Source organism: Paraurantiacibacter namhicola, assembly GCF_001687545.1.
GTDB classification, from domain to species: Bacteria; Pseudomonadota; Alphaproteobacteria; order Sphingomonadales; family Sphingomonadaceae; genus Paraurantiacibacter; species Paraurantiacibacter namhicola.
This window is the reverse complement of record NZ_CP016545.1, coordinates 2,049,816-2,076,683: the sequence shown is the minus strand read 5'-3', so window position 1 is coordinate 2,076,683 and position 26,868 is coordinate 2,049,816. Positions and strand designations below refer to the sequence as shown.

Here is a 26,868-nt window from a genome sequence, read left to right as displayed (position 1 = left end):
TTAGAAAGCGTATTTGTAGACGCGGCTGACGTCGCCGTTCCATTCGCCGTGATACATGTCCAGCAGGCGCTGGGCGGGCACCTTGCCGCTCTCGACGATCTCATCGAGCGTCTCGAGGAAGCCCGTCTCGTTATCGCCGCCGGTATTCAGCTGCGCGCGGGCGGCAAGGCCCTGCCGCGAGATGGCCATCACGTCTTTTGCAAGGTCGCGCAGGCTGCCGCCGCCGGGGATCGGCGCGTCCAGCGCCTGCTTGGGCACGGCATTGCGCAGCGCCTCGCGCTCTTCCATCGACCAGTCCTTCACCAGCGCCCATGCGGCATCCAGCGCGCCCTGGTCGTACAGCAGGCCCACCCAGAAGGCGGGCAGCGCACAGATCCGGCTCCACGGCCCGCCATCTGCGCCGCGCATCTCCAGGAAACTCTTCAGTCGTACTTCGGGGAAAGCGGTGGAAAGGTGGTCCCACCAGTCGCTTTCGGTCGGCAATTCGCCGGGCAGGGCGGGGAGCTCGCCTTTCAGGAAATCGCGGAAGCTCTGGCCTGCGGCGTCGATATACTTGCCGTCACGGAAGACGAAATACATCGGCACATCCAGCATGTATTCCGCCCAGCGGTCATATCCGAAGCCGTCCTCGAACACGAAGGGCAGCATGCCGGTGCGATGCGGATCGGTGTCCGACCAGATATGGCTGCGATAGCTAAGGTAACCGTTGGGCTTGCCCTCGGTGAAGGGGCTGTTGGCGAAGAGCGCAGTGGCGAGCGGCTGCAGCGCGAGGCTGGTGCGGAATTTGGCCGCCATGTCCGCCTCGCTCGAATAATCGAGGTTTACCTGAATGGTGCAGGTGCGCAGCATCATGTCGAGGCCCAAGCTGCCCACGGTGGGCATGTGCCGCTTCATGATGTCGTAGCGCCCCTTGGGCATCATCGGCAGCTCTTCGCGGGTCTTGTCCGGCCACATGCCCAGACCAAGGAAACCCACACCGCATTTCGCGCCGACTTCCTTTACCTGCGCCAGGTGGCGCCCGGTTTCGTTGCAGGTTTCGTGCAGCGTCTGCAGCGGCGCGCCGGACAGTTCCAGCTGGCCTGCCGGTTCGAGGCTGACCGTGCCATCGTCGCCGGCCATGGCGATGACCTTGCCCGCTTCTTCAACCGGCTCCCAGTTGAAGTCTTTCAGGCTTAGCAGGATGTCGCGGATGCCGCCGGGCTCGTCATAGCTGGGCGCGTGCTTCGTCTCGGTCTTGAAGACCAGCTTCTCGTGCTCCGTGCCGATGCGCCAGTCTGCCTTCGGCTTCTCGCCAGCGATCATGGGGGCGACCAGCTGGTCGCGGCTTTCGATGCGCGGTTCGTCCGCCGCCGATGCCTTGCGCGTGCTCATGGGCGCAGGCGATAGGGAAGCGGGCGGCGGCGCGCCAGACTATTTCGCGTCACGCTCCCCAATCGCCGCACACGCCCATCCACAGCGCGGTCGCGGCAATCGCGGCCGTTTCACCGCGCAGGATGCGGGGGCCAAGGGTGATGGCGCGGGCCTGCGGCAGGGCGCGGATGGCCTCGCGCTCCGCATCGTCGAACCCGCCTTCCGGGCCGGTGAGCAGCGCGCCGGGGCCCGATTGCGCGGTGAAAGCCTCTGCCGCGGGCGCGCCGCCCAGTTCGTCCGCGAAGAACAGCGCGCGGTCTTCCGGCCAATCGCGCAGCAGGGAATCCAGCTTCGTGACCTCGCCCAGCTGCGGCAGGGCGGTGCGCGCGCATTGCTCGGCGGCTTCAGTGATTTGCGCGCGAGCGCGGTCCCCATTCAGCTTGTCCGCCACGCAGCGCCGCGTCAGCACCGGCACGATACGCGCCGTGCCAAGCTCGGTGGCTTTTTCCAGCACCAGGTCGAACCGGTCCTTCTTGAGCAGCGCCGGGCAGAGCCAGAAATCGGGTACCTCCTCGCGCGGCTTCAGGTGAGTGACGGGCATGAGCACGAGGTCACGCTTGCCCACGCTTCCCACCTCGCACGCCCATTCCCCGGTGATGTCGTCGCACAGCGCCACCGCGCTGCCCACCTGCACACGCATGACGCGCAGCAGGTAATGCGCCTGCGGCCCGTCCAGCGGCACGGGCACGCCGGCTTCGATCTGCCGGTCGACAAACAGGCGCGGCGCGCTGCGCGGGGGCCATGCGGGTAGGGCGGGCATTGCGCAGGCCTAGCCGATATGGTGAAGCAGGCACAATGTCCGATCCCGCCACCATCACGCCCGACAGCGAGCATAAGGGCCTAGTCGCCCTGCTGCCGGCTCGACTGCGCGATTATGCGCTGCTGGCCCGCTTCGACCGGCCTATCGGCTGGTGGCTGCTGTTCTGGCCCTGCGCATGGGGCATGTGGCTGGCGGGGCGCGGCGTGCAATGGCAGCTGCTGGGCTGGTTCCTGCTGGGCGCCATCGCCATGCGCAGCGCGGGCTGCGTCTATAACGATATCGTGGACCGCAAGCTGGACGCCAGCGTAGCGCGCACGGCCAGCCGTCCGCTGGCGAGCGGGCGGGTGAGCGTGAAAGCGGCTTGGGTGTGGCTCGTGTCGCTGTGCATTGTCGGCCTCGTGGTGCTGCTGCAACTCAGGTGGCAGGCGCAGCTGGTGGCGCTGGGCAGCCTTGCGCTGGTGGCCGCCTATCCCTTCATGAAGCGCATCACATGGTGGCCGCAGGCCTGGCTCGGCCTCGTCTTCACATGGGGCGCGTTGGTCGGCTGGGTGGCGATCCGCGGAGACCATCTGGACGTGATGGCTGCGCTCTACGCCGGGGCATTTTTCTGGTGCATGGGCTACGACACGATCTACGCCGTGCAGGATATCGAGGATGACGCACTTGTCGGCATCAAGTCCAGCGCGCGGCGGCTGGGACAGAACGTGCGCGGAGGCGTCGCCGGGTTTTACGCCGCGGCGATTGCCTGCTGGGCGCTCAGCTTCTGGCTGCTGCGGGAAGACTGGCTGGCGCTGCTCGCCCTGCTGCCCGCAGCGCTGCACCTGCTCTGGCAAACGTCCACGCTGGACGGGACGGACGGCGCGAACGCGCTCCACCGCTTCCGCTCCAACCGCTGGACCGGCGCGCTGGTGGCGCTGGCATGCCTTGTGGTGGGCAACGCCTGACGGCTAATTGCGCGCCCAATCCTTGCTGGCAGGCTGCAGCGACCCGAGGAATTTCTCCGCCGTATCGAGGTATTCCTGCCGCTTGGCCTTATTCATCCGGTCCCATGTGGAATAGACGCGGCCCACGCGGGCGTTACTTTCCAGCCGGTCCCGATTCTGGTCCATGAAACGCCAGTAGAGCGAGTTGAAGGGGCATGAGCCTTCGCCCACTTTCTTGCTGACCGAATAGGCGCATTCACCGCAGTAATCGGACATCTTGTTGATGTAGTTCCCGCTGGCGGCATAGGGCTTGGACGCCAGCTTCCCGCCGTCGGCATAGAGGATCATGGCCGCCACGTTCGGCAGCTCCACCCACTCATAGGCGTCGGCATAGACGACGAGGTACCAGTCCTGCACCTCGCGCGGGTCCAGCCCGGCGATCAGCGCGAAGTTCCCGAGCACCATCAGGCGCTGGATGTGGTGGGCATGGGCATTCTCGCGGGTGGTGCGCACGCAATCGGCCATGCAGCGCATCTCCGTCTCGCCGGTCCAGTAGAATTCAGGCAGCCGCCGCTGCGCATTCAACATGTTCGCTTCGGCCAGATGCGGCATGTGCAGCCAGTAAAAGCCGCGGACATATTCGCGCCAGCCGATGATCTGGCGGATGAAGCCTTCCACCGAGTTTATCGGCGCCTCGCCATCGGCATAGGCCTTTGCGGCGCGCTGGCACAGCTCCAGCGGGTCCAGCAGGCCAAGGTTGATGCTGGTGGACAGCATGGAGTGATAGAGGTCGTCCTGCCCGTGGACCATCGCGTCCTGATAGGGCCCGAAACATTTGATGCGCTCGTTGAAGAAGGCGTCGGCCGCCTCTTCCGCTTCCTCGCGCGTGACGGGCCAGCCGAAGATCTCGAGCGAGCCGAAGTGGCTGCCGAACCTGTCCTCGACCAGTTCGATTACCTCCTGTGTGATGGCGTCGGGTTCGAAGATGGGCCGCTCGGGCGGGTCCATTTCCTCTTCGGGGCTCTCGCGGTTCTCACTGTCGTAATTCCACTCACCACCGGTCGGCCTGAGATTCCCTTGGCCGTCCTCATTCATCAGCAGGCCGGTCTTCTTGCGCATCTCGCGGTAGAAATGTTCCATCCGCAGGGTCTTGCGGTCCTCGGCCCAGTCGCGGAATTCGGCCAGGCTGCACACGAAGCGATCATCGTCGAGGATCTCGACCTCGCAATCGAACTTGTCCGGCCACTGATCCATGTCCTGCTGCACGCGCCATTCGCCGGAATGGACGACATGGACGGCGCGCGGATCGTGGCGCTCGATGGCTCGGGCGACTTCGCCGGTGAAGCTGCCGGAATTGTCCTCGTCCGTCAGTTTCACGTAATCCACCGTCCAGCCGGCATCGCGCAGCTCTGCGGCGAAGTGGCGCATGGCGGAAAAGATCAGGACGATCTTCTGCTTGTGGTGTTTGACGTAAGTCGCCTCGTCCCAGACCTCCATCATCAGGATGACGGTATCGTCCTTGGTCCGCCCCCGGATGCTGGCGAGGTTGCGGGTCAGCTGGTCGCCGAGAATGGGAACGAGGACGGGATTTGCCATGCTGGGCCAACGCACATTGCCTGCGATGGTGCCGGTCGCATCCCGTCCGCCGTTTCCGGGAGTTACAGCTTGGCGATCTGTTCGCGCGCGGCCGCAACGCCTTCCTCGATGGCTTCGGGGCCGTAGCCGATCTTTTCGACGCGGATGATTTCGACATTATCGATGCCGAGGAAACCCATGAAGGTCTTCAGCAGGCTTTCCTGGTGATCCATCGGATTGTCCTCGCCATATTCGCCCCCGCGCGTGGAGGCGACGATGATCCGGCGATTGCCGGCCAGCCCTTCAGGCCCGCTTTCGCTGAAGCGGAAGGTGGTGCCGGGTACGGCCAATCGGTCCATCCAGGCCTTGAGGTTGGAAGGGACGGAGAAATTGTACATGGGCGCCCCGATCACGACGGTGTCCGCTGCCAGGAACTCGTCGAGCACGGCTTTCTCTTCGGGATAGGCGCGCTCCACCGCCTCTTCATGCGTGTCGGGCGCGGTGCGATTGGCGGTGGTGGTCACCGGGTCGAGATGCGGCACGGGATTGCTGGAAAGATCGCGGCTGGTCACGTCCGCGCCGGGGTTCTTGGCCGTCAGGTGATCGAGAATAAGGCCGGTCAGCCGGCGGGAAACCGACTGCTCGCCGGTGGTGGCGCTGTCGATCCTGAGAATTTGCATCGGGAAGTCTCCGTGGTTACTATTGGTTACTAGGAGGCCATATGGAGACCACCATGCCAGGGGCGCAAGACGGCACATCCGCGCGCGATAGGAACAGCGCTGTGACCATGCCGGTTCCTGACCAGCCTTCGTGCGAGGCGGTGAACGACCTGCTTTCGCGGGTGGGCGACAAGTGGACGGTGCGCGTGGTGATGTCGCTGACCGGCGGCGCGCTGCGGTTCAGCGAGCTGAAGCGCGGCATCGGTTCCATTTCGCAGCGCATGCTGACGCGCACATTGCGCGCGCTGGAACGGGACGGGATTGTCAGCCGCACGGTGACGCCGAGCGTGCCGGTACGGGTCGATTACGCGCTCACCCCGCTGGGCGAGAGTGTAGCCAAGCCGATTGCGCATCTCGGAAACTGGGCCATTGCCAACCAGGCGGAGACCCTCCGCGCCCGCGCCGCCTATGACAGGGCACAGGACGTGGGTTAGTTAGGCAGGCCTCAGTCGAGGTTGGGCCGCAGCCACCGCTCCACCTCGGCCAGTTCCATGCCGCGCCGCGCTGCGTAATCTTCCAGCTGGTCGCGCCCGATACGCGCCACGCCGAAATAGCTCGATTCCGGATGGCCGAAATAGAAGCCGCTGACTGCACTGGTGGGCAGCATGGCCTGGCTTTCGGTCAGCACCAGCCCGGCGTTTGCCTCCGCGTCGAGCAGGTCGAACAGGATTGGCTTCAGCGAATGGTCCGGGCAGGCCGGATAGCCGGGAGCAGGGCGGATACCGCGATACTGCTCCTTGATCAGCGCCTCATTGGTCAGCTGCTCTCCCGGCGCATAGCCCCACAGGTCGGTGCGGACATGCTGGTGCAGGCGTTCGGCAAACGCCTCCGCGAAACGGTCCGCCAGGGCTTTCAAAAGGATGTCGGAGTAATCGTCCTTGTCTTCCAGGAAGCGCTTGGAATGCTGCTCGATACCGTGGATGCCGACGCCGAAGCCGCCGATCCAGTCGCCATTGGGATCGATGAAATCGGCGAGGCAGTAATTCGCTCGTTCGCGCGATTTCTTCACTTGCTGGCGCAAGAAGGGGAGCAGGACATGCTCCTCGCTATCGGGCAGGTGGACGGTCACATCGTCGCCGTCGCGTGCGCAGGGCCACAGGCCTGCAACGCCGCGTGCGGTGAGCCATTTTTCGCCTACGATGAGGTCCAGCATGGCATCGGCATCGGCCTTCAGCTGGGTGGCGGTTTCACCCACCACCTTGTCGGTCAGGATGCCGGGATAGGTGCCGTGCAATTCCCACGCGCGGAAAAAGGGGGTCCAGTCGATGACCTCGCGCAGGTCCGCCAGGTCCCAGTCCTCGAACACATGCAGGCCGGGCTTGGCCGGAGGGGCGGGCTTGTCGCTGTAATAGCAGTCGTAGAAGTTCGCCCGCGCTTCCTCGATGGTCAGCAGGACGGACTTTGACTTGCCTTCGCGCGCGGCGCGCACCTTCTCGTATTCGCCCGCCGTGGTTTCGACGAATTCGGTCTTCTGCGTGTCGGACAGCAACCGGCTGGCAACACCCACCGCGCGGCTGGCGTCGAGCACGTGGATCACGGGCCCGTCATAGGCCGGATCGATCTTCAGCGCGGTGTGCACCTTGCTGGTGGTGGCTCCGCCGATCAGCAGCGGCAGGTCCATTTCGGCGCGCTGCATTTCCTCGGCCACGGTCACCATCTCGTCCAGCGAGGGGGTGATGAGGCCGGACAAGCCGATGATGTCTGCTTTCTCGTCGCGCGCGACTTCCAGAATCTTCGACCACGGGACCATCACGCCAAGGTCCACCACGTCATAGCCATTGCACTGCAGGACCACGCCGACGATGTTCTTGCCGATATCGTGCACGTCGCCCTTTACGGTCGCCATCACGATCTTGCCCTTCGCCTTGCGCTCGGCTTCTGGCAGCAGGTCCTTTTCCGCCTCGATGAAGGGGATGAGGTGGGCGACGGCTTTCTTCATGACGCGGGCGGATTTCACCACCTGCGGCAGGAACATCTTGCCGCTGCCGAACAGGTCGCCGACCACGTTCATGCCGTCCATCAGCGGGCCTTCGATCACCTCGATGGGGCGGCCGCCGCGATCGCTCGCCTCCTGCCGCGCCTCTTCGGTATCGGCCACGATATGCGCGTCGATGCCCTTGACCAGCGCATGCTCCAGCCGCTTGGTCACGGGCAGGCTGCGCCATTCGGCCTCGGCCTTCTCGTCCACCGCAGACTTGCCGCGATAGCTTTCGGCCAGGTCCACCAGCCGCTCCGTCGCGTCCGGGCGGCGCATCAGGATCACGTCCTCGCATGCCTCGCGAAGTTGCGGATCGATGGAATCGTACAGGTCCAGCTGGCCCGCATTGACGATGGCCATGTCCAGCCCTGCGGGGATGGCGTGGTAAAGGAAGATGGAGTGCATCGCGCGGCGCACAGGCTCATTGCCGCGGAAGCTGAAGCTGAGGTTGGAGAGGCCGCCGCTGGTGTGCACGTGGGGGCAGGCCGCCTTGATCTCGCGCACTGCCTCGATGAAGTCGAGGCCGTAGCGGTCATGCTCCTCGATCCCGGTCGCCACGGCGAAGATGTTGGGATCGAAGATGATGTCCTCAGGCGGAAAGCCGTTTTCCGTCAGCAGCTTGTAGGCGCGCGTACAAATTTCGACCTTGCGCTCCTTCGTGTCGGCCTGGCCTTCCTCGTCGAAAGCCATGACCACCACTGCGGCACCGTAATCGCGGCATTTCGCGGCGTGTTCCAGGAACTGCGCCTCGCCTTCCTTCATGCTGATGGAATTGACGATTGGCTTGCCGGATACGCACTTCAGGCCCGCCTCGATCACGTCCCACTTGGAGCTGTCGATCATCACCGGGACGCGCGCGATATCTGGTTCCGCAGCGATCAGCTTCAGGAAGGTGGTCATGGCGTTTTCGGCGTCGAGCAGGCCTTCGTCCATGTTGACGTCGATGATCTGCGCGCCGTTTTCCACCTGCTGGCGGGCGACCTCAACGGCCGCTTCGTAATTGTCAGCCATGATCAGCTTCTTGAAGGCCGCCGAGCCGGTGACATTGGTCCGCTCACCGATATTGATGAAGCGCGCTGTGGTATTGTCGGTCACTGGAATAACTTTCGGAATCTTTGGTCAGGCTGCGACGGAGAAGGCTTCGAGCCCTGCCAGCCGCATCTTGGTGTCGCGCGCAGGCACTTCGCGCGGGGGCAGGCCGTCAACGGCCTTTGCAATCGCTGCAATGTGATCCGGCGTGGAGCCGCAGCATCCGCCAAGGATGTTGGCGCGGCCATTCTCGGCCCACAGCCTGACAAGCCCGGCGGTGGTTTCGGGTGCCTCGTCATACTCGCCCAGTTCATTGGGCAGGCCGGCGTTGGGATAGGCCATCAGCAGCGTATCGGCGATGCCGGACAGCAGCTGCACATGCGGGCGAAGCTGGTCCGCGCCGAAGCTGCAATTGAGGCCGATGGTCGCCGGGTTGGCATGGCGCACGGCGTACCAGAAGGCTTCCACCGTGTGGCCCGACAGATTGCGGCCCGAGAGGTCCGTCAGCGTCATGGACAGCATGATCGGCACGTCGCGGCCAAGGTCTGTTTCCAGCTGCTTCACGGCCATGATACCGGCCTTGGCGTTCAGCGTGTCGAAGATCGTCTCGATCAGGATGAAGTCCGCGCCGCCTTCGACAAGCGCAGCGGCCTGTTCCTTGTAGACGGCAACAAGGCTGTCGAAATCGATCTCGCGGAAACCGGGGTCTTCCACGTCGGGGCTGAGCGAGAGCGTCTTGTTGGTCGGCCCGATGGCGCCGGCCACGAAGCGCGGGCGGCCGTCCTTCGCTTCGTATTCGTCTGCCAGTTCGCGCGCGATACGGCCCGATGCGACGTTGATATCGCGCACAAGGTCTTCCGCCGCATAATCGGCCTGGCTGATGGAATTGGCGGAGAAGGTGTTGGTGGATACCACGTCCGACCCGGCATCGAGGTAAGCGCGGGTGATGTCCGCGATCACATCGGGCCGGGTGAGGGCGAGGATGTCGTTATTGCCCTTCTGGTCCGCATTCAGCTTCAGGTCGCCGGCATAGTCCGCCTCGCCCAGCTTGCGTTCCTGGATCTGCGTGCCGAAGGCCCCGTCGAATACCAGGATACGCTCCGCAGCCGCGGTTTTCAGTTTCTCGCGCGCGCTCATGCGGCTTTCTCCTGCTTGTTCGGCTTCACCGGGCGCAGGCCAAGCATGTGGCATGTCGCATAGGCGAGCTTCGACTTGTTCAAGGTGTAGAAGTGATAATCCCGCACGCCTTCGGCATAGAGGCGGCGGCAGAATTCGGCGTTGACGGTGGAGGACACCAGTTCGCGCGCCTGCGGCTGGTCGTCCAGCCCTTCGAACAGATCGGCGATCCAGTCCGGCACTTCGGCCCCGCATTCGCTGGCCATCTTGCGGGTGCGGGCCAGGTCGGTCACCGGCAGGATGCCGGGCACGATCGGCTTGTCGATACCGGCCGCCGCCGCGCAGTCGCGAAAGCGCAGGAAGGCATCGGTGCTGAAGAAGAACTGCGTGATGGCGCGGCTGGCACCGGCATCCAGCTTGCGCTTCAGGTAATCGAGCGCCTCGTCCGCGCAGCGGGCTTCCGGATGCACTTCCGGATAGGCCGAGACGGAGATTTCGAAGGGGTGCAGACCTGCCAGCCCCTCTACCAGTTCGGCGGCGCAGCCATAGCCATCGGGATGCGCCTGGAACGGCACGTCCAGCGCGCCGTCGCTGTTGGGCATGTCGCCGCGCAGCGCCACGATGTGGCGGATACCGGCGTTCCACAGCCCGTCGGCGACCTCCAGTGTCTCTTCCTTGCTGGCGTTGACGCAAGTCAGGTGCGCGGCAACCGGCACGTCCGCCTCAGCTGCGATACGCTCGCAAATCGCCTTGCTGCGTTCGCGCGTGGAGCCGCCCGCGCCATAAGTGACGGAGACGAAATCCGGCCCCAGCGTGGCGAGCGTCTTGACCGCATCCAGCATCTTGTCCTCGCCCGCGTCCGTCTTGGGCGGGAAGACTTCGAAGGACACGCGGATATCGCCCGGCAGGCCGGCAAAGATCGGCTGGGTGGCGAAATCGCTCAGGTCGGGGGCATTGTCGGATGGCATCAGAGTGCGGCCTTCTGCTGGCTGTCTTCGGGCAGGGCGCGGCGGCGCGCTGTCCAGATCGTTACGTCGAGTTCCCGCCCGGGCACATGGACCGGGTCGGCGGGTTCGAAACCGGTTTCGGCCAGGAGTGCGGCCATGGCAGCATCGTCAAAACCCAGCCGCGCATGGGCGTGGCGGGTGCGCAGTTCCTCGCGCTGGTGCGCTGCCAGGTCGATCACGGCGATGCGGCCATGCGGGCGTACCACCCGTGCAGCCTCTCGCAGCGGACCGGCAGGATCGGCGGCGAAATGCAGCACCTGGTGGAACAGCACGGTATCGAAGCTGGCGGCGGGGAAGGGCAGGTCGGTGAAATCGCCCTGCACAAGGTCCACCTGCCCGGGGCCCAGCGCCTGCAGCCGCGCGCGGGCGACGCGCAGCATGTCCAGGCTCTTGTCCAGCGCAGTCACCTTCGTGGCGCGGGGGGACAGCAGTTCGGCAATCCGGCCCGTGCCCGTGCCGATATCCAGCAAATGGCCGAGCGCGGCGGGGCCGAGGGCACCCAGCAGCGCGACTTCTACCGGGCGTTCCGGACCGAAGCTTTCGCGCAAATCGTCCCAATCGTCGGCATGACGGGCGAAATACTGTTCGGCCTCACGCTCGCGCGCGTCGCGGATCGCGGTCAGGCGGGCGCGGTCGGCCTCTATCTGCGCCGCAAAGTCCGTGTCTTCCCGCTCTGCCAGCGCCAGCAGGCGGGCAAGCGTTTCCGCCACGGGAGAGGGGGCTCGCTGGCCGCCATCGCGGGCCGAGGGGCGCAGGAAAACCGAATTGCCTTCGCGCTGGCGCGACAGCAGCCCGGCATCGACCAGCTTGGCAACATGCTGCGATACGCGCGGCTGGCTTTGCCCAAGTACCTGCGCAAGCTCACCGACCGAGAGTTCCATGCGCGCAACCAGCCGCATGATCCGCAGGCGCGAAGCATCGGCAAGGGCACGCAAGGCGGGTTCCAGCAGCATCTCCATAAGAATATAACAAATCCGTTATATTGCAAGCAGCGATGTCACACGAAGCTGTAGGGATCCACGTCCACATGCACACGCACGCCGCGCGGGAAATCCAACGCGCCGAGCCATTTGCGGATTACGTCCTGCAATTCCGCGCTGCGCCGGGCGTTCAGCAGCAGGCGATAGCGGTACCGGCCGCGCAGCAGCGCCATGGGGGCGGGCGCCGGGCCGAGCACCGCGATATCGGCAAGGTCAGGCCGCGTGCCGCCAATGGCACGAGCAGCATCGCGCGCTTCCGCCTCGTCCTCGCTCGACACGATGATGGCGGCCCAGCGGCCGAAGGGCGGCGCACCGGCATCGCGCCGTGCCTCTGTCTCGGCCTCGTAAAAGGCATCGCGGTCGCCATTCGCCAGCGCGGCGATGACCGGCGCATCGGGATGGCGGGTCTGGATCAGAACCTCGCCTGGCTTAGAACCGCGACCTGCGCGCCCGGCCACCTGCGCCACCTGCTGGTACGTGCGCTCTGCTGCGCGCAAGTCCCCGCCTTCCAGCCCCAGGTCCGCATCGACCACGCCCACCAGCGTCAGTTCGGGGAAGTGAAACCCCTTGGTGACCAGCTGCGTGCCCACGATGACGTCGATCGCGCCGCCTTCCGCCTGCGCCACGAATTGCGCCGCGCGTTCGGGAGAATTGAGCGTGTCGCTGGTGACCACGGCCACGCGCGCCTCGGGCAAAATCTCGGCCACCTCATCCGCGATGCGCTCCACGCCGGGGCCGCACGCGACCATGCAATCCGGCTCCCCGCAATCGGGGCAGGTCGCGGGCGGCGCTTCCTCGTGCCCGCAATGGTGGCAGGCGAGTTTCTGCGTGAAGCGGTGCTCCACCAGCCAGGCGCTGCAATTGCTGCACTGGAAGCGGAAGCCGCAATTCCGGCATAGCGTCAGCGGGGCGTAACCGCGGCGGTTGAGGAACAGCAGCGACTGTTCGCCGCGCTCCAGCCTTGCCTCCATTTCCTTGGCCAGCCGCGGAGCGAGCCAGCGCCCGCGCTCCGGCTTCTCTTCCGTCAGGTCCACCAGCGAGATATCCGGCAGCGTCGCCCCGCCGTACCGGCTGGCGAGCTCCACGCGGGTGTAGATGCCGCTTTCGGCCATCTGCAGGCTCTCCAGCGCGGGCGTGGCACTGGCCAGGATGACGGGGATCTTCTCGAACCGGGCGCGCATCACGGCCACGTCGCGGGCGTTGTAGCGCACGCCGTCATCCTGCTTGAAGCTGACCTCATGCGCTTCGTCCACCACCACCAGGCCGAGGTTCGCATAGGGCAGGAATAGGGCAGAGCGGGCGCCGACCACCACCTGCGCATGTCCGGTGGCGATGGCTCGCCATGCGCGGCGCCGCTCGGTCGATTTCAGGCTTGAATGCCATGTGACGGGCGGCGCGCCGAAGCGCTCCTCGAACCGGCGCAGGAAGTTTTCAGTCAGCGCGATTTCGGGCAGCAGGACCAGCACCTGCCGCCCCAGCCGCAGCGCCTCTGCCACGGCCTCGAAATAGACTTCGGTCTTGCCGGACCCGGTGACGCCGTCGAGCAGGAAGGGCGCGAACTGCCTTGCAGTCACGGCCTCCACGAAGGTTCCGGCTGCCTCCACCTGGCTTTCCTCCAGCACCGGCTCGTCATGGTCGGCGCGCGCCTGGGGGTAGGGGCGGTCGCAATCGACCTCCACCGGCTCCAGCACGCCCTGGTTGACCAGACCGCGCAGCACGGCGTCGGACACGCCGGCCGTCTCGGCCAGCTCGCGGATGGTTGCCTGCTCGCCTTCCAGCGCCGCCATGGCCAGTTCGCGCTTGGGCGTCATGCGTTCGGGCAGGCCGCCGGACAGGCGGTATTCGGTCATGGTGGCGGGGCCCTTCAGTGCCCCGCCGCTGGCCAGCACCATGCGCGCGACATGGGCGATGGGCGCGCAATAGTAATCCGCCGTCCATTCGATCAGGCGGCGCAGTTCCCCCCGCAGGGGCGGCACGGGCAGCACGTCCAGGATCGGGCGCAGCTTGGCATCCGGAACAGCCTCACCCGGCAGGCGTTCAGCCTCCCAGACAATGCCGATGATTTGCCGGGGGCCCAGCGGGGCGCTGACCACGCTGCCGGGCACCACCTGCATGCCATCGGGCACGCGGTAATCCAGCGGGCCGAGCGCGGCATTGAAGATGAGGAGTCGGACGCGGTTCATGTGAAGCTGTGTCTATATGGTCGGGCCTGTGCCGGTGTCCAAGCGCCGCATGGAAATGGAGAGTGAATATGTCGCAAGAAATCCTGATCGGTCGCCGCAATTTCCTGCGCAACACCGCCGGTGGCGCGCTGCTGGGAGCGAGTGCGATCGCCCTGCCGGGCTGCGCAGGCCTTGGCGGGCCACTGAGCTTTACCGATGCGATCCGCCGCCTGCTGTACCTCTCCAGCGAACGCGCCTTTGCGCGGCTGGTGGAGCCGGGCGGTTACTGGGACGGTGTCGTGGCCGATGTCGGCCTTGGCAACATGCTGGGACTGCGCGGCGATATCCTGGGCAGCATCCTGACCAGCGCCATCTTCCGCGACCGGCTGGCAGACGCCTTCAGCGGCTTTGCGGCCGAAGCAGCCTATAACGTAGCGCCCGTGGTGGCGGATACGATCCGCGTCATCGGCCTGCAGAACGCCATTGCCCTTGTGCGCGGCGGCCCGACAGCGGCCACCGGCTTCCTGCGTGAGAACATGGGCGTATCGCTGGTGGAGGCCATGGTGCCAGAGCTGGCCGATGCCATGCGCCTGAGCCGTGAACCGCTGGTGGGCCAGGCACTGTCGCTGATTTCCGGGCTCGATGTGGCGGGTGTGGCAGACCGCTTCGCTGGCAATATCGACACGGCGATCTGGACCGAAATGGGCGTGGAGGAAGCCGCCATTCGCGCCAATCCGCAAGCCACTGGCGATCCCACAATTATCGGTGTATTCGGTGGTGCAGGTCTGCTCGGGGGATAATTCCATGCGCCCATACCTGCTGGGTCTTGCGCTTGTTTCGGTGGTTGCCGCGCCCGTTTCCGCACAGGAAGCGGCCGACGATGCACCCGCCGCGCAGATGCCCGCAGGCAGCATGAACGCGGGCGTTGAGGAGGCGGTGACGCTGCCCCTGCGCGTCAAGCCGGAGACTGCCGGCGTCGACCTGCCCGCCGCCTGCCGCGACGGTGTCGTGAACGAGGCTCCCCGGCGGACCGGGCCAAGCTACGGCCCCTCCGTCCCCGACGATGTGAAGCCCGCAGCCCAGACCAACCCCTGCCTCGCCCCGGAATTCCGCCCCCGCGCGGAGAGCGAGGTGCTGTACGAGCAGCAGCGCGTGTTCGAGGGCTATTCGGACGAAAAGGCCCGCACCGGCACGCCCAATCCCTGCGTCTGGAAGCAGGACGGCACATCGTGCACCTTCACCGTGCGCGCCACGGGCAGCAACCGCACCCAGAACCGTTCCGACGATCCCTTCCGCCGCGATTAGGGCACTCGCCTGACAGTATTTGTCATTTGTGATGACAGGCCTCCGGGCGCAGACTCCTGCGGGCGCGATGGCGCGCGATTGGGGAGTTCCGGCATGCGGACTGTATCGTTTCTTTTGGCCAACTTGGCTGTCTTGGCGCCGACCCAGGCCCAGGCCCAGGCCCAGGCCCAGACCCAGACCCAGGCCCAGACCCAGACCCACGACCAGCCTGTAGTGGTCATGGATGAAAGCTGGACGATCGGCGGGCAGGATGGCGATAAGCCTGTCGACCCGGACTTGGATTTCGGCGTCGATTACGACTTCTCCCGGTCCGCGGTCGACTGCAGCAAGCTGCCGGCGGCCCCGGCAGATCAGGCGGACGCCGCCTTTTGCGAACGCGAGCGCCAGATGGCGCAGACATGTGCAAAGCCCCCGATCGAGCTGAGTTTCGATGACGCAGTCGCCTGTCGCAGGTGGCAGGACCGGCAGCGGAGCGCTGGCTTGACGGACGGGGACAGCCGGCCGCAGCGGTCCATCAGCTTCGGGCCATCCTCGAAACCACGCGTCACGAACCGCGAAAGCGTCGATCCGGACGAGCGCTACCGCGTCCGGCAAACTACCACGCAGAATGCCGACGGCACGGTCTCGCGCACGCGCAGTGGCTGCGTAAAGAACGCAAGTGGAGGAACCACTTGCTCCTACCGCCGGGGAACGGGCTCGGACGAACGCAGCCTTGAGCGGGCGGAACAGGCGCTGGACAACGTGCTGGGTGACTGATTGGCGAACAGCCACTGGCCCTGCGCCAATGCCCTGCTATAGCGCGCAGCAATGGCCGATGAATCCCCGCAGGACCGTTTCAAGACCGCGCTGACCGCGGCGGCGCGCGCCGTTTCGCGAGAGGCGGAGGCGGAGGTGAACTTCACCGCCGATACGCCGTCCGCCAGTGGCAAGCTGCTGCGCGTACCCGCGCCGGGCCGCAACCTGCCGCCCGAGGCTGCCAGGCAGGCCCGCGGATTTGCCGACAGCTTCAGCCTTCGCCTGCGCCACCATGACGCCTCGCTGCACCGCAAGGGCATGCCCGGCGAGCCGCTAGCGCGCGCGGTGTACGAGACGATCGAGCGTGTCCGCTACGAGGCGCTGGGCGAGAAGAATTTCACCGGCATGCGCGAGAACCTCGCCAGTGCCATCGACCTGCGCACCCGCGCCGACCCGATCTCCCGCGCCACCGGCAGCGAGGATGTGCCGCTGGAGACCGCGCTCGGCCTGATGCTGCGCGAGGCGCTGACCGGCCAACCGATCCCCGATGCGGGCAAGGCCGGCGTGGAGATGGTGCGCGAATTCGTGGAAAGCCGCACGGGTGACGATTTCGAGCGGCTGGCGGGCATGGTGGACGACCAGGAGGCGTTCCAGTCGCTGAGCGTGGACATGCTGCGCCACCTGGAACTCATCGCCCCGGAAGCCCCGCCGGAAGAGCCCGAGGACGGCCTCGATCTCGACGAGGATTCGCCGGACGAGCAGGACACCGACCAGGACACCGGCGAGCAGGATGCGGGCGAGACGTCCGAGCAGGAAATGCGCGCCGAGATGGGCGAATCCGACGGGGGCGACGAGGACGAGGACAGCCTGTCCGAGCAGGACATGAATGACGGCGATCCGGGCGAGGACGGGGACGAGGGCATGATGCCCGTGCGCCCGAACCGCCAGTGGACCGACGTGCCTGACAGCTTCGATTACCAGCCTTTCACACAGGCGTTCGACGAAGTGGTCGAAGCCAGCGAGCTGTGCGACGCGGAGGAGCTGGACCGGCTGCGCGCCTATCTCGACAGCCAGCTGACCGGCCTGCAGGGCATCGTAACCCGCCTTGCCAACCGCCTCCAGCGCCGCCTGATGGCGCAGCAGAACCGCAGCTGGGATTTCGACCAGGAAGAAGGCCTGCTGGACGCCGCCCGCCTCGCCCGCGTGGTCATCAGCCCCGGGCACTCGCTGAGCTACAAGGTGGAGCAGGAACAGGACTTCAAGGACACGGTCGTCACCCTGCTGATCGACAATTCCGGGTCCATGCGCGGGCGGCCCATCAGCATTGCGGCGATCAGCGCGGACATCATGGCCCGCACGCTGGAACGCTGCGGCGTGAAGGTGGAAATCCTCGGCTTTACCACCCGCGCGTGGAAGGGCGGGCAAAGCCGCGAGAAATGGCTCTCCGACGGCAAGCCCCAGGGCCCCGGCCGCTTGAACGACCTGCGCCACATCATCTACAAGAAGGCGGACGAGCCCATGCGCCGCGCGCGCCGGAGCCTTGGCCTGATGATGCGCGAAGGGCTGCTGAAGGAGAATATCGACGGGGAGGCGCTGCTATGGGCGCACACCCGCCTGCTCGCCCGCCCGGAGGATCGCCGCATCCTGATGGTTATCTCAGATGGCGCCCCGGTGGACGACAGCACGCTGAGCGTGAACAGCGCCGGTTACCTCGAAATGCACCTGCGCAAGGTGATCGAGTGGATCGAGAAGCAGAGCCCCGTCCAGCTCGTCGCCATCGGCATCGGCCACGACGTGACCCGCTATTACAAGCGCGCGGTGACGATCATGGACGTGGAGCAGCTAGGCGGCACGATCATCGAGCAGCTGGCGGATCTGTTCGAGGTGGAGTGATGGTAGGAGACCTGCTCGCTTTTATCGACACGCTAGCCAGAATTATTGGATGGGTGGTGATAGTCGGCGCTCTTTTTTGGGCAATTTCGCGTCATTTTGCCGATCGAGCAGCCTATGAACATTCTGTACGTGACCGTGAGGCAGAATACGCATTCGCCCAGTATCTAAAGCAAGAAGATCCAGAACGCTATTCTAGATACGTCGATCATAAAAGGATCTACGCTCTCGAAGACCCAGAGCTGCACTGGCACCAAGTGGCTCAGCGAGTCGGAGTGCCGACTGCAGAGATCATAAAAGACCGACAATCATGACCAACCTCCGCCTCTTCAATTCCCTCACCCGGCAGGTCGAGGATTTCCGGTCCGTCCATGATGGCGAGGCTCAGGCGAATTTGTTCGAGGTGGAGTGAAAACAAGAAAGGGAGAAATCATGCAATTGGGAGCATTTTCGATCAGCCTTGCAGTCAAGGACCTGGCAAAATCGCAGTCCTTTTACGAGAAGCTGGGCTTCCAGCGGACCGGGGGCGATGATCATTACGCCATACTGGTCAACGGTGGGACCATGATCGGCCTCTTCCAGGGCATGTTCGAAAACAATATCCTGACGTTCAATCCCGGCCTTGAGAATACGGCAGAATCCTTCGCTGCAGGAAAGCCGCTCGGCAGCTTCACCGACGTCCGCGAGCTGCAGTCGCAGTTGGAAGCAGAAGGCATGGAATTCGCCGACAAGACCGATCCCGCAGGCACTGGCATCGGCAGCTTCGTGATCACCGATCCGGATGGCAACGCAATCCTCGTGGACCAGCACTTCCCGCGCCCTGAGTGACGTTGCGCCGCGCTTTGCTCTGGTGGGAGGGTGTGGTTACGCACGGCCCAGGGTGCGGGCGAAGTCCACTTGGCAGGGCGATAGCGAATAGCGGCCTCACGCTAACTCACGGTTGACCGGCAGGGCCTCCTGCGGCCAATGCGCCTGCAGCATGACCAACCTCCGCCTCTTCAATTCCCTCACCCGGCAGGTCGAGGATTTCCGGCCCGTCCATGATGGCGAGGCGCGGGTCTATACGTGCGGGCCGACGGTCTACAATTACCCGCATATCGGCAATATGCGCGCCTATGTCTTCGCGGATATCCTTGGGCGGACGTTGAGCTGGAAGGGCTACAAGCTCACCCATGTCATCAACATCACCGATGTCGGCCACCTGACCGACGATGCCGATAGCGGCGAGGACAAGATGGAGAAGATGGCGGCGGAGAAAGCCCAGTCCATTTGGGACATCGCGCGCCATTATACCGAGGCGTATTGGGCGGACGTGAAGGCGCTGAACATCCGGCAGCCCGCCGAATGGTCCGTCGCCACCGATTACATCGCGGAGATGATCGACTTCGCGAAGAGCATTGCCGGGCGGCATTGTTACGAGCTTGAGAGCGGCCTCTATTTCGATGTCTCAACCGTGGAGGATTACGGGCGGCTGGCCCGCGCGGTGACGGAGGACGGGGAAGGCCGCATCGGTGCCGTGAACGGCAAGCGCAATCCGCAGGACTTCGCCATCTGGCGCAAGACCCCTGCGGGCGAGACGCGGCAGATGGAATGGGACAGCCCCTGGGGCAAGGGCGCGCCCGGCTGGCACCTGGAATGCAGCGTGATGAGCGGCAAGCTGCTCGGCTTCCCCTTCGACATCCATACCGGCGGTATCGACCACCGCGAGATCCACCACCCCAACGAGATCGCGCAGAACCAGGCCTTCTGCGGGTGCGGTGGTTTAGGCGAAGTTGCCAATTCCGGCGCGCGTGTGTGGATGCACAACAATTTCCTGGTCGAACGATCGGGCAAGATGAGCAAGTCGTCGGGCGAGTTCCTCCGCCTCCAGCTGCTGATCGACAAGGGCTACCACCCGCTCGCTTACCGCATGATGTGCCTGCAGGCGCATTACCGCAGCGAGCTGGAGTTCAGCTGGGACGGGCTGGAGGCCGCGCTGGTGCGGCTGAAGCGGATGGTGATGCAGGCGGAGCGGCTGCGCGATGTCGAAACCGGCACGCCGGACCATCCGAAATTTACCGCGCTACTCGAAAAATTCGACGCGGCGATCGGCGACGATCTTGGCACGCCCATCGCCCTGACCGCGCTGGAAGAGGCGCTGGCAGTGAAGAAAGTCGATGCCGGCATCAAGCGCTCCGTGGTGGAGCGCATGGACAGCGTACTTGGCCTTGGCCTGCTGGAGCTGAAACGCGAGGACCTGCGCATCCGCCCCAAATCCGCGACCACAACCGAAGCCGAAATCGAAGACGCGCTCGCCCGTCGCAAGGCCGCGCGGGCGGAGAAGGACTTCGCCACCTCCGATGCCTTGCGCGACGAACTGGCCGCGATGGGCGTGGAGGTCATGGACGGCGACCCGCTCGGCTGGGAATGGAAACTGGGCTGAGGTCGGGTCCGTCAATGGGAGACGAGGGATGATTGCGAAGCTGCTGTGGGCCGTATTGGCGCTGATCCATGCGATGCCCGCTGCGGCATTCTTCCGGCCGCAATTGCTCACTACGCTCTACGGCTTGCCTGCGGGCGACCCTCTGTTCCTGCTGATGCAACACCGCGCAGCACTGTTCGCCGTAATTGTGATCGCCTGCCTCTGGGCGCTTTGGGATCCGCAGGTGCGCCGCCTCGCCAGCGTCCTGACGGCCATCAGCATGCTGGCTTTCCTCGCGCTGTATTTCAGCAATGGCAGCCCGCCGACCCTCAGGACAATCGCGCTAGTGGACCTGGCGGGCTTGCCCGTTCTGGCGGCGGCGGCATGGATGGCCTGGCGCAGCTAAGGCGGTGCGCTCCACTTCGCCCACCCCGCTGCGACTAGGCGCCGCTGCGCGCCGCCAAGTCTCGCAAACCCCTCCCGCTTGCGGGAGGGGAAGCAGAGCTTGGCGAACGAAGAGAGCCTAGCGGCGCGAAGTGGACGAAGCCAGGCGCGTACGCCTCAATCCTCCTCCAGCATCAGCAGTTCGCACGTCACCCGCATCGCAGGATCGGGCGCGATCGTGTGATCGACTTCAACCACGGCGGCATCGGCCACCAGCTGGCCGGGGATGGCGAATTCGTGATCGGGCAGGAAGGCGATGAAGCTCTCGCCCGCTTCGCAGGCTTCCGCGCCTTCGAATACCAACACCAGGCGGTGGCGCGTGCCGGCAAAGGTGATGCTGGCCCAGCTGCGCTCGGTATGGCTCTCCACTCGGGCGCGGTTGCCCGCGAGGAAGATCAGTGCCTCGCGCAGACGTTCGCCCGCGCTGCGGCGGGGCCTCCGGCGGACGGGCGGAGGGACGACGGCTGGATCAATATGCATGGGTTTCTTCCCGGTATCTGTTCATGAAATGTTCCACCCGTTCTTCCGTTGCGCGGCGGGGCAGGCGGCCATTGCGCAGGTCCAGCACGAAGCGCGGATCGCGCGTGGCCAGGCGGCCAAATTTCGTGGCGGGCATGCCGGTTCGGCGCAGGAAGACTTCGATCTTCCGGATGAGCATTGGGCGACCTCCTTTGCGGGTGGGCAGGGCGATGACGGTTCGGTTCGAGCGGGGGCGAGTCGCCCCGATGACCCGACTCGTTGCGCTTGAAATCCTACTTGTCTAGGAAAAATCCTATGCTATAGGAAATTTAATGGTAAACGCTTCCGAACCCGACAATGGCCGTGCCCGGCTGGTCGAACTGGCCGAGGCGCAGCGCGTCTCGCTTGCCGCCCTGTCCCGGCTGATTGGCCGTAACCCCACATATTTGCAGCAGTTTGTCCGCAAGGGCAGCCCGCGTAAGCTGGAGGAGCAGGATCGCCGAAAGCTGGCGGAATTCTTCGGCGTGGCGGAGGCGGAGCTGGGCGCGACGGGGGAAAAATCCTCCATTTCGGATCGGATTGCTCCTCGCCTCAGCACGGGCTGGGTCGACGTGCCGCGCCTTGCCGTCGATGCCAGCGCCGGTCCAGGGACGGTCGCCGCAGGCGAGGCCGCTTACGACACCTTCCGCTTCTCCGAACGCTGGCTTGCCGAGCAGGGCCTGAAGGGCGCGCAGCTATCCGCCATCACGGTGATGGGCGATTCGATGGAGCCGACCTTACGCGCGGGAGACGAGATCCTTGTCGACACCCGCAAGGGGCCGTTGCGCGATGGCATCTACGTCCTGCGCCTGGGCGACGTGCTCCACGTCAAGCGCCTGCAATCCGGCCCGCCCGGCCGCCTGCACCTGCTCAGCCAGAACATGGCCTACCCCCCGATGGAAGTCGCGGCGGAGGATGTCGAGGTGATCGGGCGTGTGGTGTGGAAGGGCGGGCGGGTTTAGCCTTGCCCGGCTGACCAGACTGCCTCGCGGAAGTGTTGGCTGGTCGCTTCGTCGAACCCTATGAACAGCACCCGGTCCAGCGCGACCGGATTGTCGCGGATGAACTGCCTCACCGTCTCGACCGCGACCCGTGCCGCTTCCGAGAGTGGAAACTTGAACCGGCCCGTCGATATGGCCGGAAATGCAATGCTGCGCAGCCCGTGTTGCTGCGCGAGTTGCAGGGATTTCTCGTGACAGGCGGCAAGCAATTCTCGCTCGCCTTTGTCCCCGCCTTGCCAGACGGGCCCGACTGTATGGATGATATGGCGCGCCTTGAGCCTGTAGCCGGACGTGATCTTCGCTTGTCCGGTCTTGCAACCACCCAGCAGGCGGCATTCATGCACGAGGTCTGGCCCGGCAGCCTTGTGGATCGCCCCATCGACGCCTCCGCCGCCAAGCAGGGATGAGTTTGCCGCATTAACGATGGCATCGACGTCGCATTCGACGATGTTGCCTGTAACAACTTCGATGATCTGCTGGCTCGGTTTTGTCATGCCGAGTGCGTAGCGCAGCGGAAATGACGCGTTAAGCGCTAGCTTGATTCTTGGGAGGCGACGCGCCACCTCCCGCGCCATGACACAAGCCCCCTCCATCCGCGCAGCTATAATTCCCGTCACGCCGTTCCAGCAGAACTGTTCGCTGGTGTGGTGCACGAAGACGATGCGCGGGGCGCTGGTCGATCCGGGCGGGGAGCTGGAGAAGCTGAAGGCCGCAGTGGAGAAGGCGGGCGTCACGCTGGAGAAGATCCTGCTGACCCATGGCCACGCGGACCATTGCGGGCAGGCGGGAATGTTGGCTGCGGAGCTGGACATCCCGATCGAGGGCCCGCACGAGGACGACCGCTTCTGGATTTCACGGCTGGAGGACGATGGCCTGCGCTTCCAGATGGAATGCAAGACCTTCGAGCCCACGCGCTGGCTGGTCGATGGCGACACGGTGACCGTGGGCGAGCAAACTCTCGAAGTGCTGCATTGCCCCGGCCACACGCCCGGCCACGTCGTGTTCTTCCACCGCGACGCGCAGTTTGCCTTCGTTGGTGACGTGCTGTTCCAGGGCAGCATCGGGCGAACCGATTTCCCGATGGGCAATCACCAGGACCTGCTGGATGCGATCACGCAGAAGCTGTGGCCGCTGGGCGACGGGGTAACCTTCGTACCCGGGCACGGCTCCACCAGCACCTTCGGCCAGGAGCGTGCCAGCAACCCCTTCGTGGGCGACGCCGTGATGGCGCGCGGCTGAGGCTTACTCCGCGTCCGCGTGCGGTTCGGCCCCGGCTGCTTCCTCGATCACTTCCAGCGGAGAGCTGGGTTCATGGCTGACCGTCAGCCACAGGCCCGCGCCCGCAAGGATCAGCAGCGTCGCCATGGTGATCATCGTACCGGCCTGCCGGCCCCTGTGCGGATAATCGCCGTCCATGCCGATGGCGTGCGCCACGCGGCCCATCAGGTACACGATACCGATGATCAGCAGCCACAGCCCGCCCTTGCCGGCAATTTCGAGGACAGCGAGCAACGCCAGCACGAAGGGGGCGCTTTCCACGAAGTTCAGCTGAGCGCGCATGCGGCGTTGCAGCAGTTCATTCCCGCCATCGCCGTGCAGGGTCTTCGTATCCAGCCGCATCCGCCCGATCCGCGCCATGTGCCAGATGGTGATAAGCGCTGCGCCGGAGGCGACTGTCAGTGTGGCGGGTAGAATCATCTTCGGTAGTCCCCTCGAATTTGCGCCCTTGGCGTAACAGCCCTCGCATCGCTTGCAAGCCCGCTGAAATTCTGTATAGCGCGCGCCTTCACCGCATCCTGCCGGTCCCGGCCCCTTTGCTTGCGCAAGGGCAAGGGCGCGTCTAGGGCGGCAGTCGAACAATTTGAAATTCAAGGAACAGGTGCCGCAATGGCTGTCCCTAAGAGAAAAGTATCGCCGCATCGCCGGGGCAATCGCCGGGCACACGATTCGCTGAAGGTCGAAGCATTCCACGAATGCTCGAACTGCGGCGAACTCAAGCGTCCGCACAATCTGTGCCCTGCTTGCGGTTTCTACAACGGCCGCGAAGTTCTCGCCCCCAAGGGCATCTGAACTTCCACCCGATAACGGGAGATAGCGCATGAGCCTGCCGCGTATCGCCATCGATGCGATGGGCGGTGATGAGGGCGTGCGCGTGATGGTTTCGGGCGCAGCTTTGGCCCGTCATCGCCACGAGAACTTCCGTTTCCTGCTGGTCGGCGACCAGGATCGCATCAAGCGTGCACTGGATGATCATCCCGGCCTCGCCAGCGCGTCCGAAATCCTGCACTGCGAGGATGTGGTGGGCGGTGACGAGAAGCCGACCCAGGCGCTTCGCCGTGCCAAGACCACCAGCATGGGGCTGGCCATCAACGCCGTGAAGGCGGGCGATGCCGGGGCCGCCGTCTCTGCTGGCAATACTGGCGCGCTGATGGCGATGAGCAAGCTGGCCCTGCGCACCATGCCGGGGATCGACCGGCCCGCGCTGGCCGCGCTCCTCCCCACACTGGAAGAGCATGACGTGATCATGCTGGACCTTGGCGCCAACACCGAATGCGATGCCCGCAATTTGGTGCAGTTCGCCATCATGGGCGCGGCCTATTCGCGCATCGTGGAAGGCAGCGGCGCCCCGCGCGTGCGGCTGTTGAACATCGGCACGGAAGAGATCAAGGGCACGGACCAGGTGCAGGAAGCAGCCGTGATGCTGCGCGCCGCACGCGGCCTTGCCATGGCGTTCGACGGCTTCGTGGAAGCGGACCAGATCAACCGCGGCAATGTGGACGTGGTCGTGTCCGACGGTTTCTCCGGCAATATCGCGCTGAAGGCCATCGAAGGTTCCGCGCGCTTCGTGACGGACCTGCTCAAGAACGCCTTCCGCTCCAGCCTGCGCAGCAAGTTCGGCTTCCTTGTCAGCCGCCCGGCGACGGAGCTGCTGCGACACCATCTCGATCCCAACAACCACAATGGCGCGGTCTTCCTGGGCCTGAACGGTGTGGTCGTGAAATCCCACGGCAGCGCAAATGAGAAGGGCGTGGCCAATGCCGTCGCCGTCGCCGCGCGCCTCGTGGAAGCCAAGCTGACGGAGCGCATTGCATCCGACCTGGCCGAACTGGGCGAGGCGAACTTGCGCCAGGCCGCCAAGGCCGCGCACAAGGACGCTACGTGATCCGTTCGGTCCTGAAAGGCACCGGCTCCGCCCTGCCGGCGCGCTGCGTCACCAATGCCATGCTGGCCGAAACCGTCGACACCAGCGACGAATGGATTCGCGAGCGCACGGGCATCACCCAGCGATATATTGCGGGGGAGGGCGAAACGACCTCCTCACTGGCGACCGAAGCGGCGCGTGCTGCGCTGGCCGATGCCGGGATCGATGCGGGCGAGGTGGACCTGATCGTGCTGGCCACGGCCACGCCGGACCAGACATTCCCCGCCACCGCCACGCGCGTGCAGGCCGCACTGGGCTGCAATGGGGGCATCGCCTTCGATGTGCAGGCCGTGTGCTCCGGCTTTCTCTATGCGCTGGCGACGGCGGACAGCATGATGCGCAGCGGCATGGCAAAATGCGCGCTGGTGATCGGCGCGGAAACCTTCAGCCGCATCCTGGACTGGGAAGACCGCGCGACCTGCGTGCTGTTCGGCGACGGGGCCGGCGCATTCGTGCTGCGCTCCGAAGAGGTGGCGGAGGATGGCCCGGGCATACTGGCCAACAAGCTGCACGCCGATGGCGACCATATCGACCTGCTTTATGTGGATGGCGGGCCGTCCACCACGGGCGATGTAGGCATGCTGCGCATGAAGGGCCGCGAGGTCTTTCGCCATGCTGTGGGCAATCTGGCAGGCGTGATGAACGAGGTGCTGGAGAATGTCGGCCTGACGCCGGGCGATGTCGACTGGGTCGTGCCGCACCAGGCCAATATGCGCATCCTCGATGCCACGGCGAAGAAGCTGAAACTGCCGCCCGAAAAGGTGGTGGTCACGGTGGACCAGCATGCCAACACATCCGCCGCGTCCGTACCCCTGGCTTACGACGTTGCGCGCAAGGACGGACGGATCAAGCCGGGCCAGCTGGTGGTGCTGGAAGCGATGGGCGGGGGCTTCACCTGGGGCGCCAGCCTGCTTCGCACCTGATAATTTCCACCGGAAACGCGCGGAAAACCTTGGAACCTTGAGATTTTCCGTCCATTCGTTACAACGTACCCAAAGGGTCGCACCGAAACGGAGTACCGCTCGACCATGATGCGTTCTGTAGGAACCCTTACCCGCGCCGATCTGGCGGACAGCGTGAACCGCAAGCTCGGTTTCTCCCGCGCCGAAAGCCTCGCGCTCGTGGAATCGATCCTCGACAAGATGTGCGACGCTATGGTTGATGGTGAAAACGTCAAGATTTCCGGCTTCGGCACCTTTGTCCTGCGGGACAAGAAGGAACGGATCGGCCGCAATCCCAAGACCGGCGTCGAAGTGCCCATCACATCGCGCCGCGTGCTGACTTTCCGCGCCAGCAAGAAACTGAAAGACAGGGTCGCCGCCGCGTGAGCAGGGCCGGCGTATCCGCGCCCGTCTTCAATGACGGCAAGGCGGACGATGCGCTGCGTACGATTGGCGAAGTTGCCGCCGCACTCGGCCTGAAGCCGCATGTGTTGCGGTATTGGGAACAGCAATTCCCCATGCTCGATCCGCTGAAGCGCAGCGGCGGGCGGCGCTATTACCGCAAGGACGATGTCGCCCTGATCCAGCGGATAGACCGGCTGGTGAATGCCGAGGGTTATACGCTGAAAGGTGCGAAGCAGGCGCTGCATACGGATGACGGGCTGGCCGACGCGCCGCTGAGTGCTGCGCCGGCGAAGGAGCCTGCCGAAGCGGGCGGATCATCTGAAATGCTGGTGCAGCTGAAGGCCATCCGCGCCCGGCTGGCCGCCGCGCTGGAGGCCTGAGCGCCGC

The 26,868-nt window shown here is 65.1% G+C and carries 30 protein-coding genes; 17 read left to right on the top strand and 13 right to left on the bottom strand.

The window, feature by feature from the left end; genetic code table 11:
- Together A6F65_RS10145 and A6F65_RS10140 are read right to left on the bottom strand one after the other, a co-directional pair.
- Positions 1-1,371 carry a glutamate--cysteine ligase gene (locus A6F65_RS10145; protein ID WP_067788380.1) on the bottom strand — a complete coding sequence of 457 codons (1,371 nt, stop codon included), beginning with the start codon at positions 1,369-1,371 and terminating at the stop codon, positions 1-3.
- Positions 1,372-1,420: 49 nt separating this feature from the next.
- Positions 1,421-2,170, bottom strand: a complete 750-nt coding sequence (locus A6F65_RS10140) for a 16S rRNA (uracil(1498)-N(3))-methyltransferase (protein ID WP_067788378.1) — start codon at positions 2,168-2,170, stop codon at positions 1,421-1,423.
- 35 nt (positions 2,171-2,205) lie between these two features.
- Between A6F65_RS10140 and ubiA the strand changes: the two genes are divergently transcribed.
- A complete protein-coding gene (gene ubiA / locus A6F65_RS10135; RefSeq protein WP_067788375.1) occupies positions 2,206-3,114 on the top strand; it encodes a 4-hydroxybenzoate octaprenyltransferase in 909 nt (302 codons plus the stop codon).
- A 3-nt stretch (positions 3,115-3,117) separates the two neighbouring features.
- On the opposite strand, the gene A6F65_RS10130 is transcribed toward ubiA, so the two are convergent.
- The gene (locus A6F65_RS10130) at positions 3,118-4,689 is read right to left on the bottom strand and encodes a cryptochrome/photolyase family protein (RefSeq protein WP_067788373.1); all 1,572 of its coding nucleotides are present in this window, start codon (positions 4,687-4,689) and stop codon (positions 3,118-3,120) included.
- A 62-nt stretch (positions 4,690-4,751) separates the two neighbouring features.
- A complete protein-coding gene (locus A6F65_RS10125; RefSeq protein ID WP_067788371.1) occupies positions 4,752-5,348 on the bottom strand; it encodes an FMN-dependent NADH-azoreductase in 597 nt (198 codons plus the stop codon).
- Between the two features lie 107 nt (positions 5,349-5,455).
- Between A6F65_RS10125 and A6F65_RS10120 the strand changes: the two genes are divergently transcribed.
- Entirely contained in the window at positions 5,456-5,821 is a 366-nt protein-coding gene (locus tag A6F65_RS10120) for a winged helix-turn-helix transcriptional regulator (protein WP_067790491.1), read from the top strand.
- Between the two features lie 11 nt (positions 5,822-5,832).
- On the opposite strand, the gene metH is transcribed toward A6F65_RS10120, so the two are convergent.
- The 5 genes from metH to A6F65_RS10095 are packed head-to-tail and all read right to left on the bottom strand — an operon-like array spanning position 5,833 to position 13,680.
- Entirely contained in the window at positions 5,833-8,460 is a 2,628-nt protein-coding gene (metH, locus tag A6F65_RS10115) for a methionine synthase (protein WP_067788369.1), read from the bottom strand.
- Positions 8,461-8,484: 24 nt separating this feature from the next.
- The gene (locus A6F65_RS10110) at positions 8,485-9,531 is read right to left on the bottom strand and encodes a homocysteine S-methyltransferase family protein (protein WP_067788366.1); all 1,047 of its coding nucleotides are present in this window, start codon (positions 9,529-9,531) and stop codon (positions 8,485-8,487) included.
- Positions 9,528-10,478, bottom strand: a complete 951-nt coding sequence (gene metF / locus A6F65_RS10105; protein ID WP_067788363.1) for a methylenetetrahydrofolate reductase [NAD(P)H] — start codon at positions 10,476-10,478, stop codon at positions 9,528-9,530. The genes A6F65_RS10110 and metF overlap by 4 nt, the downstream gene beginning before the upstream one ends.
- Positions 10,478-11,470 carry an ArsR/SmtB family transcription factor gene (locus A6F65_RS10100; protein ID WP_067790488.1) on the bottom strand — a complete coding sequence of 331 codons (993 nt, stop codon included), beginning with the start codon at positions 11,468-11,470 and terminating at the stop codon, positions 10,478-10,480. Before A6F65_RS10100 ends, metF begins: the two co-directional genes overlap by 1 nt.
- 44 nt (positions 11,471-11,514) lie before the next feature.
- Positions 11,515-13,680: a primosomal protein N' gene (locus A6F65_RS10095; protein WP_067788361.1), complete on the bottom strand. Its 2,166-nt coding sequence runs from the start codon at positions 13,678-13,680 to the stop codon at positions 11,515-11,517.
- A 68-nt stretch (positions 13,681-13,748) separates the two neighbouring features.
- Here A6F65_RS10095 and A6F65_RS10090 point away from each other — a divergent pair, with 68 nt between their 5' ends.
- From A6F65_RS10090 to A6F65_RS10060, 8 genes are all read left to right on the top strand, one after another.
- Complete coding sequence (locus tag A6F65_RS10090) at positions 13,749-14,459, top strand: DUF4197 family protein (RefSeq protein WP_067788359.1); 711 nt, start codon at positions 13,749-13,751, stop codon at positions 14,457-14,459.
- Positions 14,460-14,463: 4 nt separating this feature from the next.
- A complete protein-coding gene (locus A6F65_RS10085) occupies positions 14,464-14,964 on the top strand; it encodes a hypothetical protein (RefSeq protein ID WP_067788356.1) in 501 nt (166 codons plus the stop codon).
- Positions 14,965-15,057: 93 nt separating this feature from the next.
- Positions 15,058-15,720, top strand: coding sequence for a hypothetical protein (locus A6F65_RS10080; protein ID WP_067788354.1), 663 nt, complete (start codon positions 15,058-15,060; stop codon positions 15,718-15,720).
- Positions 15,721-15,771: 51 nt separating this feature from the next.
- Positions 15,772-17,592 (top strand): cobaltochelatase subunit CobT, encoded by a 1,821-nt coding sequence (cobT, locus tag A6F65_RS10075; protein WP_067788351.1) that lies wholly within the window; start codon positions 15,772-15,774, stop codon positions 17,590-17,592.
- A complete protein-coding gene (locus A6F65_RS12935; RefSeq protein WP_157093114.1) occupies positions 17,592-17,903 on the top strand; it encodes a hypothetical protein in 312 nt (103 codons plus the stop codon). The genes cobT and A6F65_RS12935 overlap by 1 nt, the downstream gene beginning before the upstream one ends.
- A gap of 118 nt (positions 17,904-18,021) precedes the next feature.
- The gene (locus A6F65_RS10070; protein WP_067788349.1) at positions 18,022-18,417 is read left to right on the top strand and encodes a VOC family protein; all 396 of its coding nucleotides are present in this window, start codon (positions 18,022-18,024) and stop codon (positions 18,415-18,417) included.
- A 151-nt stretch (positions 18,418-18,568) separates the two neighbouring features.
- Positions 18,569-20,011: a cysteine--tRNA ligase gene (gene cysS / locus A6F65_RS10065; RefSeq protein WP_067788347.1), complete on the top strand. Its 1,443-nt coding sequence runs from the start codon at positions 18,569-18,571 to the stop codon at positions 20,009-20,011.
- A gap of 28 nt (positions 20,012-20,039) precedes the next feature.
- Entirely contained in the window at positions 20,040-20,396 is a 357-nt protein-coding gene (locus A6F65_RS10060; RefSeq protein WP_067788346.1) for a hypothetical protein, read from the top strand.
- Positions 20,397-20,551: 155 nt separating this feature from the next.
- Here the strand turns inward: A6F65_RS10060 and A6F65_RS10055 are convergent, their stop codons facing one another.
- Complete coding sequence (locus A6F65_RS10055; protein WP_067788344.1) at positions 20,552-20,914, bottom strand: hypothetical protein; 363 nt, start codon at positions 20,912-20,914, stop codon at positions 20,552-20,554.
- Complete coding sequence (locus A6F65_RS10050; RefSeq protein WP_067788342.1) at positions 20,904-21,092, bottom strand: hypothetical protein; 189 nt, start codon at positions 21,090-21,092, stop codon at positions 20,904-20,906. The genes A6F65_RS10055 and A6F65_RS10050 overlap by 11 nt, the downstream gene beginning before the upstream one ends.
- Positions 21,093-21,225: 133 nt before the next feature.
- Between A6F65_RS10050 and A6F65_RS10045 the strand changes: the two genes are divergently transcribed.
- Positions 21,226-21,894, top strand: a complete 669-nt coding sequence (locus A6F65_RS10045) for a S24 family peptidase (RefSeq protein ID WP_067788340.1) — start codon at positions 21,226-21,228, stop codon at positions 21,892-21,894.
- On the opposite strand, the gene A6F65_RS10040 is transcribed toward A6F65_RS10045, so the two are convergent.
- A complete protein-coding gene (locus A6F65_RS10040) occupies positions 21,891-22,508 on the bottom strand; it encodes an O-acetyl-ADP-ribose deacetylase (protein WP_335645320.1) in 618 nt (205 codons plus the stop codon). The two genes, A6F65_RS10045 and A6F65_RS10040, sit on opposite strands and share 4 nt — an antisense overlap.
- Between A6F65_RS10040 and A6F65_RS10035 the strand changes: the two genes are divergently transcribed.
- Entirely contained in the window at positions 22,507-23,172 is a 666-nt protein-coding gene (locus A6F65_RS10035) for an MBL fold metallo-hydrolase (protein ID WP_269465809.1), read from the top strand. The two genes, A6F65_RS10040 and A6F65_RS10035, sit on opposite strands and share 2 nt — an antisense overlap.
- A gap of 3 nt (positions 23,173-23,175) precedes the next feature.
- Here A6F65_RS10035 and A6F65_RS10030 read toward each other — a convergent pair whose 3' ends face one another.
- The gene (locus tag A6F65_RS10030; RefSeq protein ID WP_067788338.1) at positions 23,176-23,631 is read right to left on the bottom strand and encodes an MAPEG family protein; all 456 of its coding nucleotides are present in this window, start codon (positions 23,629-23,631) and stop codon (positions 23,176-23,178) included.
- A 189-nt stretch (positions 23,632-23,820) separates the two neighbouring features.
- On the opposite strand from A6F65_RS10030, the gene rpmF reads away from it, so the two are divergent.
- Genes rpmF through A6F65_RS10010 form a run of 5 tightly spaced genes read left to right on the top strand, consistent with a single transcriptional unit; the run spans position 23,821 to position 26,861 of the window.
- A complete protein-coding gene (rpmF, locus tag A6F65_RS12730; RefSeq protein ID WP_083989435.1) occupies positions 23,821-24,003 on the top strand; it encodes a 50S ribosomal protein L32 in 183 nt (60 codons plus the stop codon).
- Between the two features lie 28 nt (positions 24,004-24,031).
- A complete protein-coding gene (gene plsX, locus A6F65_RS10025) occupies positions 24,032-25,096 on the top strand; it encodes a phosphate acyltransferase PlsX (RefSeq protein ID WP_067788336.1) in 1,065 nt (354 codons plus the stop codon).
- Positions 25,093-26,058 (top strand): beta-ketoacyl-ACP synthase III, encoded by a 966-nt coding sequence (locus tag A6F65_RS10020; RefSeq protein WP_067788334.1) that lies wholly within the window; start codon positions 25,093-25,095, stop codon positions 26,056-26,058. The genes plsX and A6F65_RS10020 overlap by 4 nt, the downstream gene beginning before the upstream one ends.
- Positions 26,059-26,100: 42 nt before the next feature.
- A complete protein-coding gene (locus A6F65_RS10015; protein WP_257784271.1) occupies positions 26,101-26,463 on the top strand; it encodes an integration host factor subunit alpha in 363 nt (120 codons plus the stop codon).
- A complete protein-coding gene (locus tag A6F65_RS10010) occupies positions 26,460-26,861 on the top strand; it encodes a MerR family transcriptional regulator (RefSeq protein WP_067788330.1) in 402 nt (133 codons plus the stop codon). The genes A6F65_RS10015 and A6F65_RS10010 overlap by 4 nt, the downstream gene beginning before the upstream one ends.
- Positions 26,862-26,868 lie beyond the last annotated feature (7 nt).